Raw genomic sequence first — 15162 nt, forward strand, 5'->3', positions numbered from 1 at the left:
CGCGGTAGGAGCCGCCGCGTGAGCGCGGAAAAGGTTGCGGCAGAAGTCGACCCGGTCGCCCGGGTGCTGCCGCTCCTTCCGCTCGCGCACCTCGACCGCGAGTTCGACTATCTCGTGCCGAAGGACCTCGACGTGCACGCGCAACCCGGGGTCCGGGTCCGTATCCGGTTCGCCGGCCGCCTCGTCGACGGATTCGTCGTGGCCCGCACCGCGACGAGCGACCATCAGGGCCGATTCGGCTGGCTCGAACGGGTGATCTCGCCCGAGCGGGTGCTGACCGAGGAGATCACCCGGGTGGTCGACCTCGTCGCCGGCCGCTACGCCGGAACCCGCGCGGACGTCCTGCGGCTCGCGATCCCCCCGAGGCACGCGCGGGCGGAGTCCGAGGCCGCGTCCGAACCGCCCGAGGTGTCCGGCACCGCCATCGCCACCGACGGGTGGGACCGGTACGTCCACGGCGCCGCGTTCCTGACGGCACTGGCCGAGGGGCGAGCCCCCCGCGCGGTGTGGCAGGCACTGCCGGGGGAGAACTGGCCGGGCCGTCTCGCGGAACTGTCCGGGCTCGTCGCCGCCACCGGGGCGAGCACCGTCGTCGTGGTCCCCGACCAGCGCGACCTCGACCGGGTGGTCGCGGCGGTGGGCACGCTGCTGGGCAAGGACGCCGTCGTCGGGCTCGCCGCCGGTCTCGGACCCGCCCTGCGGTATCGGCGTTGGCTGGCGGCGTTGCGCGGGACCGCCCGGGTCGTCGTCGGAACCCGGAGTTCGGTGTTCGCGCCGACACCGCGCACCGGACTGATCGTGGTGTGGGACGACGGGGACGACAACCATTCCGAACCGCGCGCGCCGTACCCGCACGCCCGCGAGGTGGCGCTCCTCCGTGCGTATGCCAGTGGGTGTGCGGTGGTGCTGGCCGGCCATGCGCGCACCGCGGAGGCCCAGGCCCTGGTCGACTCGGGCTGGGCGCACGACCTCGTGGCGTCCCGGGATTCCGTGCGGGCGGCCGCCCCGAAGATCACCGCACTCGCGGACAGCGACCACGCCCTGGCCCGCGACCCCGGAGCACGGGCCGCCCGGTTGCCCGCCATCGCCTTCGCCGCCGCCCGGGAGGCTCTCGGCGCCGGCCGCGGGGTGCTGGTCCAGGTTCCCCGGCGCGGCTACGTCCCCAGCCTCGCGTGCGGCAAGTGCCGTGCGCCGGCGCGGTGCCGGCGCTGCAACGGGCCGCTCGCGCTGCCGTCCGCGGCCGGTCCGGACGGGGCGGGAACACCAGCCTGCCGGTGGTGTGGCGTCGCCGACGCCGCGCACCGCTGCCACGCATGCGGAGCACGGGCGCTGCGGGCCGTCGTGGTCGGTGCGGGCCGCACCGCCGAGGAACTGGGTCGCGCCTTCCCCGGGGTCGCCGTCCGGATGTCGGGAGGATCGGACGTCGTCGACGAAGTGAAGCAGGGCCCGACCCTCGTGGTGTCGACGGTCGGGGCCGAACCGGTGATGCCGGGCGGCTACGGCGCGGCGTTGCTGCTGGACGGCTGGGCGCTGCTGGGGCGCCCCGATCTGCGTGCCGCCGAGGAGACGATGCGGCGGTGGATGACCGCGTCGTCCCTCGTGCGTCCGTTCGCCGACGGCGGTCAGGTGGTCGTGGTCGCGGATTCGGGCATTCCGACGGTGCAGGCGCTGGTCCGCTGGGATCCGGTCGGCCACGCGCGCGCGCAGTACGAGGAGCGGGCGGAGGTCGGATTTCCGCCTGCCATCCACCTCGCGGCGATCGACGGCAGTGCGAAGGCGATCGCCGACCTCCTGGAACTCGCCGACCTGCCGGCGAATGCGGAATTGCTCGGCCCGGTCGAATTGCCCGCCGGGGAGCGGCTGCCGTTCTCCGGTGACGCACCGGAGCCGGCGGACGTGGAGCGCATGCTGATTCGAGTGCCCCGCGGGGAGGGGAAACCGCTGGCCAAGGCGCTGGGCGAAGCGCAGTCTGTGCGCAGCGCGCGGAAGGATTCGCAGCCCGCGCGCGTACAGATCGACCCCATCCGCATCGGGTAGTTGACCGCCGTCACAGAAAAACGGTCTTGCCGGATCGCAATTGACGATATATCGTTGATGCATCAACGATACAGAAGGAGGCTGATGATGGAAGACTTCCATTTCGAACACAGAGGTTCCCGTCGGGAACGATTCGGACGCGAACGGATGGCACGGCCCGAGGGGCCGCATCGTCACGGACACCGCCGAGGCGGCTTCGGCCCCGAGGGTGGTCCCGGCTTCGGTCCGGGAATGCACTTCGGCCGCGGACGCGGGCGGGGCGGGCGGGGACGGCGCGGCGATGTCCGCTCCGCGATCCTGCTGCTGCTCACCGAGCAGCCGATGCACGGCTACGAGCTGATCCAGCAGATCGTCGAACGCAGCGACGGGGTGTGGAAGCCCAGTCCCGGATCGATCTATCCCGCGCTGTCGCAGCTCGAGGACGAGGGCCTGGTGCTCATCGAGAAGGTGGCGGGCCGCAAGACCGCGCGCCTCACCGACGAGGGCACGGCCTTCGTCGAAGCGAACAAAACCGAACTCGGCACCCCGTGGGACGACGTGCGGGAGAGCGTCGGCAGGCCCGCCGAGGACCTGCGGGGCCTGATCGGGCTGCTGATGGGTGCTGCGGGGCAGGTCGCCGCGGTCGGCGACGACGATCAGGTCCGCCGGGCCGGCGAGATTCTCACCGAGGCGCGGCGCGCGCTGTATCGCCTTCTCGCGGAAGATGATCAAGGCGATACCGGCAAGGGCGACACCGACTCGTAGGGCACCACGCGACACCGGAGACGCGGCCGGCCCGACGCGACAGCGCGTGCACGTTCTGGGAGGGTTCACAGAAACGTCGCAGCGAAGTCGGGAGGAATCATGAGGTTTCGGGGTGCCGGTGCGGTCGTCGCGGGTGTCGTCCTGCTGATGTCCGGCGCAGTGTCCACCGCTCGTGCGGACGATGCATCCCCGTCCCCACCCGCCGTTCCGGCCACGGCCGGGCTCCCGCAGACCGGCCGTAGTGCCGCCGCCCTGTACGCCCACGAGCACCCGGGCAGCGCGCCCGCCGGATCGAACGACTTCTCCTGCACGCCCTCGCCGGACCGTCCCGACCCCGTGGTGCTCGCACACGGCACGGACGCCAGCGCGTATGCGGACTGGGCCGCCCTGTCGCCGATGCTCGCGGCGGACGGCTACTGCGTGTTCGCGCTCAACTACGGCGGGGCGCCGGGCGCCGAATCGTTCGGGACCGAGGACATCGTCGCGAGCGCGGAGGAGTTCGGCCGGTTCGTCGACCGGGTCCGCGACGCCACCGGCGCCGGCAAGGTCGACGTCGTCGGCTACTCGCAGGGCGCGAACGTCACGAGGTACTACGTCAACAAGCTCGGCGGCGCCCCGTTCGTCGACCACTGGGTCGGACTGGCGTCGCCCAGCTACGGGGGAGTGATGTACGGCCTCGTTCCGGTCGTGCAGGCACTGCCCGGCGGCCCGGACTTCGCCCGCACGGTGACGTCGGTCGCCGTCAGTCAGCAGATGCAGGGCTCGCCGTTCATGACCGACCTCAACGCGGGCGGCGACACCGTTCCCGGCGTCGCGTACACGACGATCGGGTCACGGTACGACGAAATGATCCAGCCGTACACGAACATGGCGCTCCGTGGCGCCGGGGCCGAGAACATCCTGATCCAGGATCGCTGCCCCGAGGACGGCACCGGACACTTCCGGGCTCCGTACGATCCGTTCGCGCTCGACCTGGTCCGTGCGGCGCTCGACCCGGCCGCGACCCCGCTCGCCCGGTGCGGGTTCGTCCCGATCGGCGCGGACATCCCGCAGGTGATCGTCGACAGCAACCGCTAGGAACACACGAGAAGCGGGGCGTCGTGCACTGCACGACGCCCCGCTTCTTCTCGTGTGTGGCTGCTACTCCGCCAGTTTCGCGACGGCCTGCGCCCACAGGAAGTACTTGTTGGTGCCGAGGTCCTTCACGGTCTTGATGTTGAACGCGGCGGCCAGGTGTTCGGCGTCGGAATCGCTCACACCCTGCAGGGCGGCGACGGGGGCGCCTGCCAGTTCTTCGACGGGCTTCGTCTCATAGGCCTTGTCGAATTTGCTCTCGATTCCTGCCATCGTTACCTCCAGAGGTTCGAAAACGGGACACCGGCCCGACCGTTCGCGCCGGCCTCAGAACAGTCAATACCCGTCCGCCGTCGCTGTGGGCGGTTCTGCGGAATCGATTCGCCGACCGTTCGCCGAGTGTTCCGGCCCGGGTGCGACTCCCTAGACTGGTCGGCACATCGTCGATCAAAGGGGAGCTTCCTTCGTGAGTACCGTTTCGGCCCGCGCAGCGGTCCACCGTCCGTCGTGTGGGTCGCCGGCGTGCGCATAGTCTTCGCCGGAACCCCCGAGCCCGCCGTTCCCTCACTCGAACGCCTGATCCGGTCGCCGCGCCACGACGTCGTGGCGGTGATCACCCGCCCGGACGCGGTCGCGGGCCGTGGACGCAAGGTGGTCCGCTCACCGATCGGCGCACTCGCCGACTCCCACGGCATCGAGGTGCTCACCCCCGAGCGGCCCACCGAACCGGAGTTCCTGGCCCGCCTCACGGACCTCGCGCCCGACTGCGCGCCGGTGGTCGCCTACGGGGCGCTGCTGCCGCAGAAGGTGCTCGACATCCCGGCCCACGGCTGGGTGAACCTGCACTTCTCGCTGTTGCCGGCGTGGCGGGGGGCCGCCCCCGTGCAGGCCGCGATCGGCGCGGGCGACGACATGACCGGCGCGAGCGCGTTCCGGCTGGAGGCGGGGATGGACACCGGCCCGGTCTACGGGGTGGTCACCGAGCGGATCCGCGACACCGACACCGCGGGCGACCTCCTCGGACGGCTGGCCGACAGTGGCGCCGCGCTCCTCGAGTCGGTTCTCGACGGGATCGAGGACGGTGCGATCACCGCGGTCCCGCAACCGGCCGAGGGGGTCTCGCACGCCGCCAAGGTGACGGTCGAGGCGGCCCGGATCCGGTGGGACAGACCAGCTGCGGTGGTAGACCGGCACGTCCGGTCGGTGACCCCCGGGCCCGGCGCCTGGACGACGATCGGTGATGTGCGCCTCAAGGTCGGCCCGGTCACCCCCACGGACGAGCGACTGGAGCCGGGGGAGATCTCCGTGACCAAGTCCGGATTTCTGATCGGGACGTCCACGGCGGCGGTGCGGCTCGACCGCGTCCAGCCGCAGGGCAAGAAACAGATGGCCGCCCTGGACTGGGCGCGGGGCGCACGACTCGACGCGGAGGTACGGGCACAGTGAGCGAATCCAGAAGGCCCGCACGCCGCGGCCAGTCCGGCTCGGGCGCCCGCAACAATCGCCCCCGGCAGGCGCGCCGCCCCGACGCGTCCCAGTCCGGGCTCGACCAGCCGCGGCTCGCCGCGAGGGACGTGCTGCGTGCCGTCCGGGAACGCGACGCCTACGCCAATCTGGTGCTGCCCGGGCTGCTGCGTGAGCGGCGCCTGGACGGACGCGACGCCGCCCTCGCCACGGAACTGGCGTACGGGGCAGCCCGTGCCCGCGGGCTTCTCGACGCCGTGATCGCCGACTGCGCGGGCAGGCCGATCGACGAGATCGACGGACCGCTCCTCGACGTCCTCCAATTGGGCGCCTACCAGCTGCTGCGCACCCGCGTCGCCCCGCACGCCGCCGTCGCCACGTCCGTCGACCTGGTGCGCGCGGAGGCCGGCCCGGGGAAGGCGGGATTCGTCAACGCCGTGCTGCGCCGGGTGTCGGAGCGATCGGAGGCGGAGTGGGTGGAGCGGCTGGCCCCGGCCGACCCGGTGGGCCGGCTGGCGTTCGAGCACGCGCACCCCACCTGGATCGCGCAGGTGTTCGCGGACGCGCTCGGCGCCGACGCCGGGGAACTCGAGGACGTGCTCATCGCGGACGACGCGCGGCCCGCGGTGCATCTCGTCGCCCGCCCGGGGGAGATTTCGTCGGAGGAACTCGCGCTCGCCACCGGCGGCGAGGTGGGCCGATACTCGCCGTACGCGGTCTACCTGGACGGCGGCGACCCCGGTCTGCTCGACGCGGTCCGGGAGGGGCTCGCCGGGGTGCAGGACGAGGGCAGCCAGCTCGTCGCCCGCGCGCTGTCGCTGGCGCCGCTGGACGGACCGGACGCCGGCCGCTGGCTCGACCTGTGCGCGGGCCCCGGCGGCAAGGCCGCTCTGCTCGGTGCCCTCGCCGGGATCGAGGGCGGGCGCCTCGACGCCGTGGAGCCGGTGGCGCACCGCGCGGACCTGATCCGCAAGACGACGAAGGAACTTCCGGTGGACGTGCACGTCGCCGACGGCCGGGATCCCGGGCTGGAGGGCGGGTTCGACCGCATTCTGGTCGACGCGCCGTGCACCGGACTGGGTGCGCTGCGCCGGCGTCCGGAGGCGCGGTGGCGCCGGCAGCCGTCGGACGTGGCGGGTCTCGCGAAACTGCAGCGGGAACTCCTCGCGTCGGCCGCCGGCCTGGTTCGCCCCGGCGGCGTGATCCTGTACGCGACGTGTTCGCCGCACCTGTCCGAGACGGTGGCCGTGGTCGCGGACGCGGTGCGGCGCCACGGGCTCACGGCGCTCGACACGCGTGAACTCGTTCCCGGGGTGCCGGGTCTGGGGGACGGTCCGAGCGTCCAGCTCTGGCCGCACCGGCACGGGACCGATGCGATGTTCATGGCCGCGCTGCGCAAGCCGTAGGACGGCCGCCTCCCCGTTACCTGGACATCTGCCCGACTCTCGGTAGAACCTGTTTCACTTTTGTGTGAAACGTGTTCTAATTCTTCTCGCGACAGAGACGTACGTCACGAAGCGAGTGGAGGACTTCAGATGAATCGGGTAGCGGGGAAGGTCGTTCTGATCACGGGAGCGGCGCGGGGTCAGGGGCGTAGTCACGCGGTGCATCTCGCCGACGAGGGCGCCGACATCATCGCCTTCGACCTCTGCGAGGACATCGCATCCAACGGGTACCCGCTGGCCACCGACGCCGACCTCGCGGAGACGGGACGGCTGGTCGAGAAGGCGGGACGTCGCGTCGTCACCGCCAAGGTGGAAGTCCGCGACCGCGCGGCGCTGCGCCGCGAACTCGACGCCGCGGTCGCGACGCTGGGACGGCTGGACGTCGTGGTCGCCAACGCGGGAATCGCGCCCCTCGGGAACGACGTGCCCGTCGAGGGCTTCGTCGATGCGTTCGACGTCGACTTCGTCGGGGTGGTCAACACGATCCACTCGGCCCTCCCGCACCTGGACGCCGGCGCGTCGATCATCGCGACCGGATCGGTGGCCGGCCTGGTCCCGCAGACCGGCCTGAACGGCCAGCAGGCGCTGCAGGGGCCGGGCGGCGACGGCTACGGCCTCGCCAAGAAGATGCTGTGGACGTACACCAACTCGCTCGCGCTCACCCTGGGCCCGAAGTCCATCCGGGTCAACGCGATCCATCCCACCAACTGCAACACGGACATGCTGCAGAGTCCCCCGATGTTCCGCACGTTCCGCCCCGACCTCGAGAATCCGACCGCCGAGGACGCGAAGGTCACGTTCCCGTTCATGCAGGCGATGCCCACCCCGTGGGTCGAACCCGAGGACATCTCGCACGCGGTGGTGTTCCTGTCGTCCGACGAGTCCCGGTTCGTCACCGGTCAGCAACTGCGGGTCGATGCCGGGGCCGGCCTCAAGCTCGGCGTCTGACGCCGATTCCAGGAGGGTCCGGGCCGGTGTGCGGGCGCCGCCCGGGCCCTCGCCAACTCGTCAGATCTCGTCGAACTGCTTGCGCAGCTTCGCCGGGGCCTTGATCCGCCAGGCGTCCCGCAGCAACTCGGTCAGCTGTGGGACGTCGACGTTCTCGAGATCCACGAGGATCGAACCGTGACCGTCGTAGTGCGGTGTGGTGTAGAACGGTGCGCCCTGGGCCAGCAGGGCCGCCTTCTCGTCGAGGCCGCACATCACCACCAGGCCGCCGTCCGACTCGGTTCGCAACCGGGAGAGCAACTTGCCCGCCACCTTCAGTGCCGGGGTGTTGTACGACGTGCTCTCCTGCACCTCCGGCAGGGACGCACCGATCGCCACGACGTCCGTCCAGGTCGGCATGGGCCCAGTATGGACCGCGTGACCCGGCCCCCACACGCGTACGACTAAACTTCGGCGCGTGGCAACCCCGATGATCGCACCGTCCATTCTGTCTGCCGATTTCGCGCGTCTCGCCGAGGAGGCGGACGCGGTCGCCGGTGCCGACTGGCTGCACGTCGACGTGATGGACGCACATTTCGTGCCCAACCTGACCCTGGGCCTGCCCGTCGTGACGAGTCTCCTCGCGGCGACGGACATCCCGCTCGACTGCCATCTCATGATCGACGACCCCGGCCGCTGGGCGCCGCCCTACGCGGAGGCGGGGGCGCACAACGTCACGTTCCACGCCGAGGCGACCGACGATCCCCGGTCCGTCGCCCGCGACATCCGCGCCGCCGGCGCCAAGGCCGGCCTCAGCGTCAAGCCCGGCACGCCGATCGAGCCGTACCTGGAGATCCTGAAGGACTTCGACACGCTCCTCGTGATGAGCGTCGAACCCGGCTTCGGTGGTCAGTCGTTCATCCCGGAGGTCCTGTCGAAGGCGAAGGCCGTCCGACGCCTCGTCGACTCGGGTGAGCTGCGGCTGGTCGTGGAGATCGACGGCGGCATCAACTCCGACACCGTCGAGGCCGCCGCCGAGGCCGGCGTCGACTGCTTCGTCGCCGGTTCCGCCGTCTACGGCACCGGCGATCCCGCGGAGGCCGTGCGCGCCCTGCGTGCCAGCGCCGCGAAGGCGTCGCCGCACCTGAGCCTGTCGCGGTAGCGGCGCCCGGCTCGTCGTGAACTCCCACGTGCGGCACGAGAATTCGGCCGCGGACCTCGACGCCGCGATGCAGATCGCGATCGGCGCCGCGGAGTCGGCGCGCGGCTTCACCAGCCCGAACCCGGCGGTCGGCGCCGTGGTCCTCGACGCCGCCGGGCGCATCGCGGGCGTCGGGATGACGCAGCCGCCCGGCGGCCCCCACGCGGAGGTCGTCGCGCTGCGGGAGGCGGGGGACGCCGCCCGCGGCGGCACCGCCGTCGTCACGCTGGAACCGTGCAACCACCACGGCCGGACCGGGCCGTGCTCGCAGGCGCTCCTCGATGCCGGCGTGGTGGCCGTGCACTACGCGGTGGGCGACCCGAACCCGGAGGCCGCGGGCGGCGCCGAGGCGCTCGTCTCCGCAGGCGTCGAGGTGACGTCCGGTCTGCGCGCGGACGACGTCGAACGCGGCCCGCTCCGGGCCTGGCTGCACCGGCAGCGCACCGGACGGCCGCACGTGACCTGGAAGTACGCGGCCACACTGGACGGACGCAGCGCGGCCGCGGACGGCACCAGCCAGTGGATCACCGGTCCCGAGGCGCGGGAACGCGTGCACGCCGATCGCGCGAAACTCGACGCGATCGTGGTCGGGACGGGAACGGTGCTGGCCGACGACCCCCGCCTGACCGCCCGGACGCCCGACGGGTCGCTCGCGGCGCACCAGCCGGTGCGCGTCGTCGTCGGACTCGGCGACATCCCGCCCGGCGCCCGCGTCCTCGACGACTCGGCGCCCACGCTGCGGCTGCGCACCCGGGACGTGGACGAGGTCCTCGCGGCGCTCTCCGAGTACACCGACGTGCTGCTCGAGGGCGGGCCACGGCTGGCGGGCGCGTTCCTCGCAGCGGGCCGGGTCGACCGCATCCAGGCCTACCTCGCCCCGCTGATCCTCGGTGCGGGTGCATCCGCGGTGTCGGAGGCGGGTGTGCACACGATCGGCGGCGCCCTGCGGTTCCGGCACGAGTCGGTCGAAACAATCGGCCCCGATCTGTTGTTGAGTCTGGTTCCAGCAGTGTCCGAATACCCTGACAGTCACCGAAAGTAGGAGAAGCCACAGTGTTCACCGGGATCGTCGAAGAATTGGGTGAGGTCGTCGCCAAGGAGGAACTGGCCGACGCCGCACGGTTCACCGTGCGTGGTCCGGTCGTGACTTCCGATGCGTCACACGGTGATTCGATCGCGGTGAACGGTGTGTGCCTGACCGTCGTCGAGGTGCTCGCCGACGGCTCCTTCACCGCCGACGTCATGCAGGAGACGCTGAACCGGTCGAGTCTGGAGAAGATCGACGTGGGCAGCCGCGTCAACCTGGAGCGGGCCGCGGCGCTGAACAGCCGCCTCGGCGGCCACCTCGTCCAGGGCCACGTCGACGGCACCGGGCACATCATCAGCCGCAGCCCGTCCGAGAACTGGGAGATCGTGCGCATCGCCCTTCCCGACGCCATCTCCCGGTACGTCGTGGAGAAGGGGTCGATCACGGTCGACGGTGTGTCGCTGACGGTGTCGGCGCTCGGCGGGGAACGCGGCGCGGAATACTTCGAGATCTCGCTCATCCCGACCACGCTGCAGCTGACCACGCTCGGGGCGGCGTCCGTCGGGACGCCCGTCAACCTCGAGGTCGACGTGATCGCGAAGTATGTGGAGCGGCTGCAAGCGGCCGGCCGCTGAGTCGTACTGTTGAGGAGCATCCCACGGATGCATCCGTTGTATTCGAAGATGCGTCAGCCCAGACTTTGGAGACCGAGCACGTGACCAGGTTCGACACTATCGAGCGCGCCGTTGCGGATATCGCCGCAGGCAAGGCTGTCGTCGTCGTCGACGACGAGGACCGCGAGAACGAGGGAGACCTCATCTTCGCCGCGGAGAAGGCCACCCCCGAGTTGGTGGCCTTCATGGTGCGATATACCTCCGGCTATCTCTGTGTGCCGCTCGACGGCGCCGACTGCGACCGTCTCGGACTGCCCCCGATGTACGCCACCAACCAGGACAAGCACGGTACCGCGTACACCGTCACCGTCGACGCCCGCGAGGGCATCGGGACCGGCATCTCCGCGTCCGACCGCGCCGCCACCATGCGGTTGCTCGCCGACCCGTCCAGCGGCGCCCAGGACTTCACCCGCCCCGGCCACGTCGTGCCGCTGCGGGCCAAGGAGGGCGGCGTGCTGCGCCGTCCCGGCCACACCGAGGCCGCCGTCGACCTGGCCCGGATGGCCGACCTGCGGCCCGCCGGGGTGATCTGCGAGATCGTCAGCCAGAAGGACGAGGGCCACATGGCCCAGACCGACGAACTGCGGGTCTTCGCCGACGACCACGACCTCGCGCTGATCTCCATCGCCGACCTCATCGCGTGGCGCCGCAAGCACGAGAAGCACGTGGAGCGGGTCGCGTCCGCGCGCATCCCCACCCGGCACGGCGAGTTCACGGCCGTCGGCTACCGGAGCATCTACGACGACGTCGAGCACGTGGCGCTGGTCCGCGGCGACCTGCCCGGCCCGGACGGCGACGGCAGCGACGTGCTGGTGCGCGTGCACTCCGAATGCCTGACCGGCGACGTGTTCGGTTCGCTGCGCTGCGACTGCGGGCCGCAGCTCGACGCCGCCCTGGACATGGTCGCGCAGGAGGGTCGCGGGGTGGTCCTGTACATGCGCGGGCACGAGGGCCGGGGCATCGGCCTGATGCACAAGCTGCAGGCGTACCAGCTGCAGGACGCGGGTTCGGACACCGTCGACGCCAACCTCGAGCTGGGCCTGCCCGCCGACGCCCGCGACTACGGCATCGGCGCGCAGATCCTGGTGGATCTGGGCATCTCCTCGATGCGGTTGCTCACCAACAACCCGGCCAAGCGGGTCGGACTCGACGGCTACGGACTGCAGATCACCGAGCGGGTGTCGATGCCGCTGCGGGCCAACGCCGAGAACCTGACGTACCTGCGCACCAAGCGCGACCGCATGGGCCACGACCTGATCGGGCTCGACGACTTCGAAGCCGGGGAGATGCTGTGAGCGGCGAGGGACTGCCGGAGCTGCAGCTCGGGGAGGCCGGCGACCTCCGGCTCGCCATCGTCGCCGGCAGCTGGCACGCAGAGATCTCGGAGGCGCTGATCGCCGGCGCGCAGAAGGTGGCCGCCGAGGCGAACGTGAAGAACGTCACGCTGGTCCGCGTCGCGGGCGCCATCGAACTGCCCGTGGTGGCGCAGGCGCTCGCCCGCAGCCACGACGCCGTCGTCGCGCTCGGTGTCGTGATCCGCGGCGGGACCCCGCACTTCGAATACGTCTGCGACGCCGTGACGGCCGGTCTGACCCGAGTCTCCCTCGACGAGAGCACCCCGGTCGGGAACGGTGTGCTCACCACGGACACCGAGCAGCAGGCCGTCGACCGCAGCGGCCTCCCCGGATCCGTCGAGGACAAGGGCGGGCAGGCGTGCGCGGCCGCGCTCGACACCGCTGTCACGCTGGCGCGGCTGCGCCGAGCCGAGGAGTCCTTCGCATGAGCCGGATCCGCCCGTGACCACCCCCGAATCCGAGTGGACACTCGTCGCGAAGCCGCGCAAGTCCCGCCGCTACGCGATCGGGGTGGCGATCCTGCTCGTGGTCGTGCACGTGACGTTCGCAATCCTGCTCCGCGGCGATTCGACGGGCGTGTACTTCCGGCTCGCCGACCAGTTGGCGTTCGCGGGCATCGGCTGCCTGTTCGCGGCCGCCGTCCTGCTGCTGACCCGCCCGCGGGTGCGCATCGGGCCCCGCGGCATCGCCGTGCGCAACGTGCTCGGTGAACGCATCGTGGACTGGGACCTGTACGAGGGGCTGTCCTTCCCGGACGGCGCGGCGTGGGCCCGGATCGAACTGCCCGACGACGAGTACCTGGCCGTGATGGCCATCCAGTCGAACGACCGCGAGTACGCGGTGGACGCCGTCGACCGCTTCCGCGCCCTCGCGTCGGAGTACGCGCCGTCCTGACCGGCGGGCCGCCCGTCCGCGACGTCGCGAATGCGGGGTTGGTCGGTGGCGCCGACTAACGTGGAGGGGTGCCCGATCCTTCGACATATCGCCCCGCGACCGGAACGATTCCGGTCGACCCGGGGGTGTACAAGTTCCGCGATCCGCACGGCCGGGTCATCTATGTCGGGAAGGCGAAGAGTCTTCGATCACGGCTGAATTCCTATTTCGCCGACGTCTCGACGCTGCACCCGCGCACCCGCCAGATGGTGACCACGGCCGGCAGCGTCGAGTGGACCGTGGTGAGCACCGAGGTCGAGGCGCTTCAGCTCGAGTACAACTGGATCAAGGAATTCGATCCCCGCTTCAACGTCCGCTACCGGGACGACAAGACGTACCCGGTTCTCGCGGTCACCCTGAACGAGGAGTACCCGCGGCTGTTCGTCTACCGCGGCCCCCGGCGCAAGGGTGTCCGCTACTTCGGCCCCTACTCGCACGCGTGGGCCATCCGCGAAACCCTCGACCTGCTGCTGCGGGTCTTCCCCGCCCGCACCTGCTCGGCCGGGGTGTTCAAGCGGCACAACCAGATCGGCCGCCCCTGCCTGCTCGGCTACATCGACAAGTGCTCCGCGCCGTGCGTCGGACGCGTGTCCGCGGCCGAACACCGCAAGATCGTCGAGGACTTCTGCGACTTCCTGTCGGGGCGCACCGACAAGCTGGTCCGGCAGCTCGAGGCCCGGATGCAGCAGGCGTCCGAGGAACTCGACTTCGAGACGGCGGCGCGACTGCGCGACGACGTGGGCGCGTTGCGGCGGGCGCTCGAGAAACAGGCCGTCGTGCTCGGCGACGGCACCGACGCCGACGTCGCCGCTTTCGCGACCGACGAACTCGAGGCCGCCGTCCAGGTGTTCCACGTCCGGGGCGGCCGCGTCCGCGGGCAGCGCGGCTGGGTGGTCGAGAAGGCCGGCGACGTCATCGACTGGGCCGCGGTCGATTCCGCGGCGGGCTCCGATCTGCCGCTGCTCGTCGAGCAGTTCCTCACCCAGTTCTACGGTGAGCAGGCGGCGCTGTCGGGTGCGGCCGACCAGGAGGCGGGCAGCAGCGGGGTGCCGCGGGAGGTTCTGGTACCGGTGCTTCCGCCGGACGCCGAGCAGGTGCAGGAATGGCTCAGCGGTCTCCGCGGCTCCGCCGTGCGTCTCCGGGTGCCCCAGCGCGGCGACAAGAAAGCGCTTGCCGAGACCGTGCAGCGCAACGCGATGGAGGCGCTGCAACAGCACAAGCTGCGCCGCGCCGGCGACTTCACGTCGCGGTCGGCGGCCCTGCAGGGCATCCAGGAGGCCCTCGACCTGGACTCGGCGCCGCTGCGCATCGAATGCGTCGACATCAGCCACGTGCAGGGCACCGATGTGGTGGCCTCCCTCGTCGTCTTCGAGGACGGCCTGCCGCGCAAGTCCGACTACCGGCACTACGCCATCAAGGAGGCGGCCGGTGACGGCCGCTCCGACGACGTCGCCAGCATCGCCGAGGTCACCCGGCGCCGGTTCCTCCGGCACAACCGTGACGTCGGGGTGCTGCGGGCGGAAGCGGCCGGGGCGGACGGCGACCAGGCGTCCGACACGGACGGCGACCAGGTGTCCGACACGGACGGCGACCAGGTGTCCGGCGGGGACGGCGGCGACCTCGCCCCGGAGGCGGCGATCGACCCGCAGACCGGCAGGCCGCGGCGGTTCGCGTACCCACCGAACCTGTACGTCGTCGACGGCGGAGCCCCGCAGGTCGCCGCGGCCTCGGCGGTGCTCGACGAACTGGGCATCACCGACGTGGCGGTGATCGGCCTGGCCAAGCGGCTCGAGGAGGTGTGGGTGCCGGGGGAGGAGGACCCGGTGATCCTCCCGCGCACCAGCGAGTCGCTGTACCTGCTGCAGCGGGTGCGGGACGAGGCGCACCGCTTCGCGATCACGTTCCACCGCAGCAAACGGTCCCGCCGGATGACGGCCTCCGCACTCGACTCGGTTCGCGGTCTCGGCGAGACCCGGCGCAAGGCCCTGGTGACGCATTTCGGATCCGTCGCCAAGCTCAAGCAGGCCTCCGTCGAGGAGATCACCGCGGTGCCCGGCATCGGAACGGCCACGGCGAAGGCGGTACTCACCGCTCTCGGGGCGGAGGAACCGTCTGCGGACGTCGCGGGAGTGGGGGATGATGAACCAGATCGGACCGGGCCGGTGACGGCAGAACGCAACGGCGCGGACCTACCCCGCGAACCGGTAGGGCAGCACGGCCCGGCAGCACAGAGCGCATCGCAACGGACAGGTGTCGAGTGAACGAGCAGCACGCGCAGAGC

At 71.4% G+C, this 15162-nt stretch carries 15 protein-coding genes; 13 read left to right on the forward strand and 2 right to left on the reverse strand.

All coding sequences use genetic code 11. From position 1 onward, the window contains the following. The first annotated feature begins 18 nt into the window (after nt 1-18). The 3 genes from ROP_RS34490 to ROP_RS34500 all read left to right on the forward strand — a co-directional run bounded on the left by ROP_RS34490 (nt 19) and on the right by ROP_RS34500 (nt 3858). The gene (locus ROP_RS34490; protein WP_193384879.1) at nt 19-2037 is read left to right on the forward strand and encodes a primosomal protein N'; all 2019 of its coding nucleotides are present in this window, start codon (nt 19-21) and stop codon (nt 2035-2037) included. A gap of 87 nt (nt 2038-2124) precedes the next feature. Continuing rightward, nucleotides 2125-2781, forward strand: a complete 657-nt coding sequence (locus tag ROP_RS34495) for a PadR family transcriptional regulator (RefSeq protein ID WP_015890614.1) — start codon at nt 2125-2127, stop codon at nt 2779-2781. 99 nt (nt 2782-2880) lie between these two features. After that, nucleotides 2881-3858, forward strand: coding sequence for an esterase/lipase family protein (locus ROP_RS34500; protein WP_015890615.1), 978 nt, complete (start codon nt 2881-2883; stop codon nt 3856-3858). 63 nt (nt 3859-3921) lie between these two features. Here ROP_RS34500 and ROP_RS34505 read toward each other — a convergent pair whose 3' ends face one another. Then, on the reverse strand, nt 3922-4128 hold the full coding sequence (locus ROP_RS34505; RefSeq protein WP_015890616.1) for a hypothetical protein: 207 nt from the start codon (nt 4126-4128) through the stop codon (nt 3922-3924). 249 nt (nt 4129-4377) lie between these two features. Here ROP_RS34505 and fmt point away from each other — a divergent pair, with 249 nt between their 5' ends. The 3 genes from fmt (at nt 4378) to ROP_RS34520 (ending at nt 7712) form a co-directional block, all read left to right on the forward strand. Then, on the forward strand, nt 4378-5301 hold the full coding sequence (gene fmt, locus ROP_RS34510; RefSeq protein WP_015890617.1) for a methionyl-tRNA formyltransferase: 924 nt from the start codon (nt 4378-4380) through the stop codon (nt 5299-5301). Further along, on the forward strand, nt 5298-6725 hold the full coding sequence (locus ROP_RS34515; protein ID WP_015890618.1) for an RsmB/NOP family class I SAM-dependent RNA methyltransferase: 1428 nt from the start codon (nt 5298-5300) through the stop codon (nt 6723-6725). Before fmt ends, ROP_RS34515 begins: the two co-directional genes overlap by 4 nt. Nucleotides 6726-6854: 129 nt before the next feature. Then, a complete protein-coding gene (locus ROP_RS34520; protein ID WP_015890619.1) occupies nt 6855-7712 on the forward strand; it encodes a mycofactocin-coupled SDR family oxidoreductase in 858 nt (285 codons plus the stop codon). Between the two features lie 60 nt (nt 7713-7772). On the opposite strand, the gene ROP_RS34525 is transcribed toward ROP_RS34520, so the two are convergent. After that, on the reverse strand, nt 7773-8111 hold the full coding sequence (locus tag ROP_RS34525) for an MmcQ/YjbR family DNA-binding protein (RefSeq protein ID WP_015890620.1): 339 nt from the start codon (nt 8109-8111) through the stop codon (nt 7773-7775). Nucleotides 8112-8169: 58 nt separating this feature from the next. Between ROP_RS34525 and rpe the strand changes: the two genes are divergently transcribed. The 7 genes from rpe to uvrC all read left to right on the forward strand — a co-directional run bounded on the left by rpe (nt 8170) and on the right by uvrC (nt 15142). Next, on the forward strand, nt 8170-8853 hold the full coding sequence (rpe, locus tag ROP_RS34530; RefSeq protein ID WP_015890621.1) for a ribulose-phosphate 3-epimerase: 684 nt from the start codon (nt 8170-8172) through the stop codon (nt 8851-8853). A 28-nt stretch (nt 8854-8881) separates the two neighbouring features. After that, a complete protein-coding gene (gene ribD / locus ROP_RS34535) occupies nt 8882-9934 on the forward strand; it encodes a bifunctional diaminohydroxyphosphoribosylaminopyrimidine deaminase/5-amino-6-(5-phosphoribosylamino)uracil reductase RibD (RefSeq protein ID WP_043826942.1) in 1053 nt (350 codons plus the stop codon). Between the two features lie 11 nt (nt 9935-9945). After that, nucleotides 9946-10554 carry a riboflavin synthase gene (locus ROP_RS34540; protein WP_015890623.1) on the forward strand — a complete coding sequence of 203 codons (609 nt, stop codon included), beginning with the start codon at nt 9946-9948 and terminating at the stop codon, nt 10552-10554. 80 nt (nt 10555-10634) lie between these two features. Beyond that, complete coding sequence (locus ROP_RS34545) at nt 10635-11888, forward strand: bifunctional 3,4-dihydroxy-2-butanone-4-phosphate synthase/GTP cyclohydrolase II (protein ID WP_015890624.1); 1254 nt, start codon at nt 10635-10637, stop codon at nt 11886-11888. After that, nucleotides 11885-12376: a 6,7-dimethyl-8-ribityllumazine synthase gene (gene ribH / locus ROP_RS34550; RefSeq protein ID WP_015890625.1), complete on the forward strand. Its 492-nt coding sequence runs from the start codon at nt 11885-11887 to the stop codon at nt 12374-12376. The genes ROP_RS34545 and ribH overlap by 4 nt, the downstream gene beginning before the upstream one ends. A 13-nt stretch (nt 12377-12389) precedes the next feature. Then, a complete protein-coding gene (locus ROP_RS34555) occupies nt 12390-12842 on the forward strand; it encodes a PH domain-containing protein (RefSeq protein WP_015890626.1) in 453 nt (150 codons plus the stop codon). A gap of 68 nt (nt 12843-12910) precedes the next feature. Beyond that, nucleotides 12911-15142, forward strand: a complete 2232-nt coding sequence (gene uvrC / locus ROP_RS34560; protein ID WP_015890627.1) for an excinuclease ABC subunit UvrC — start codon at nt 12911-12913, stop codon at nt 15140-15142. The last annotated feature ends 20 nt before the right edge of the window (nt 15143-15162 follow it).

The sequence above is a fragment of the Rhodococcus opacus B4 genome (assembly GCF_000010805.1).
Taxonomy (GTDB): Bacteria; Actinomycetota; Actinomycetes; order Mycobacteriales; family Mycobacteriaceae; genus Rhodococcus_F; species Rhodococcus_F opacus_C.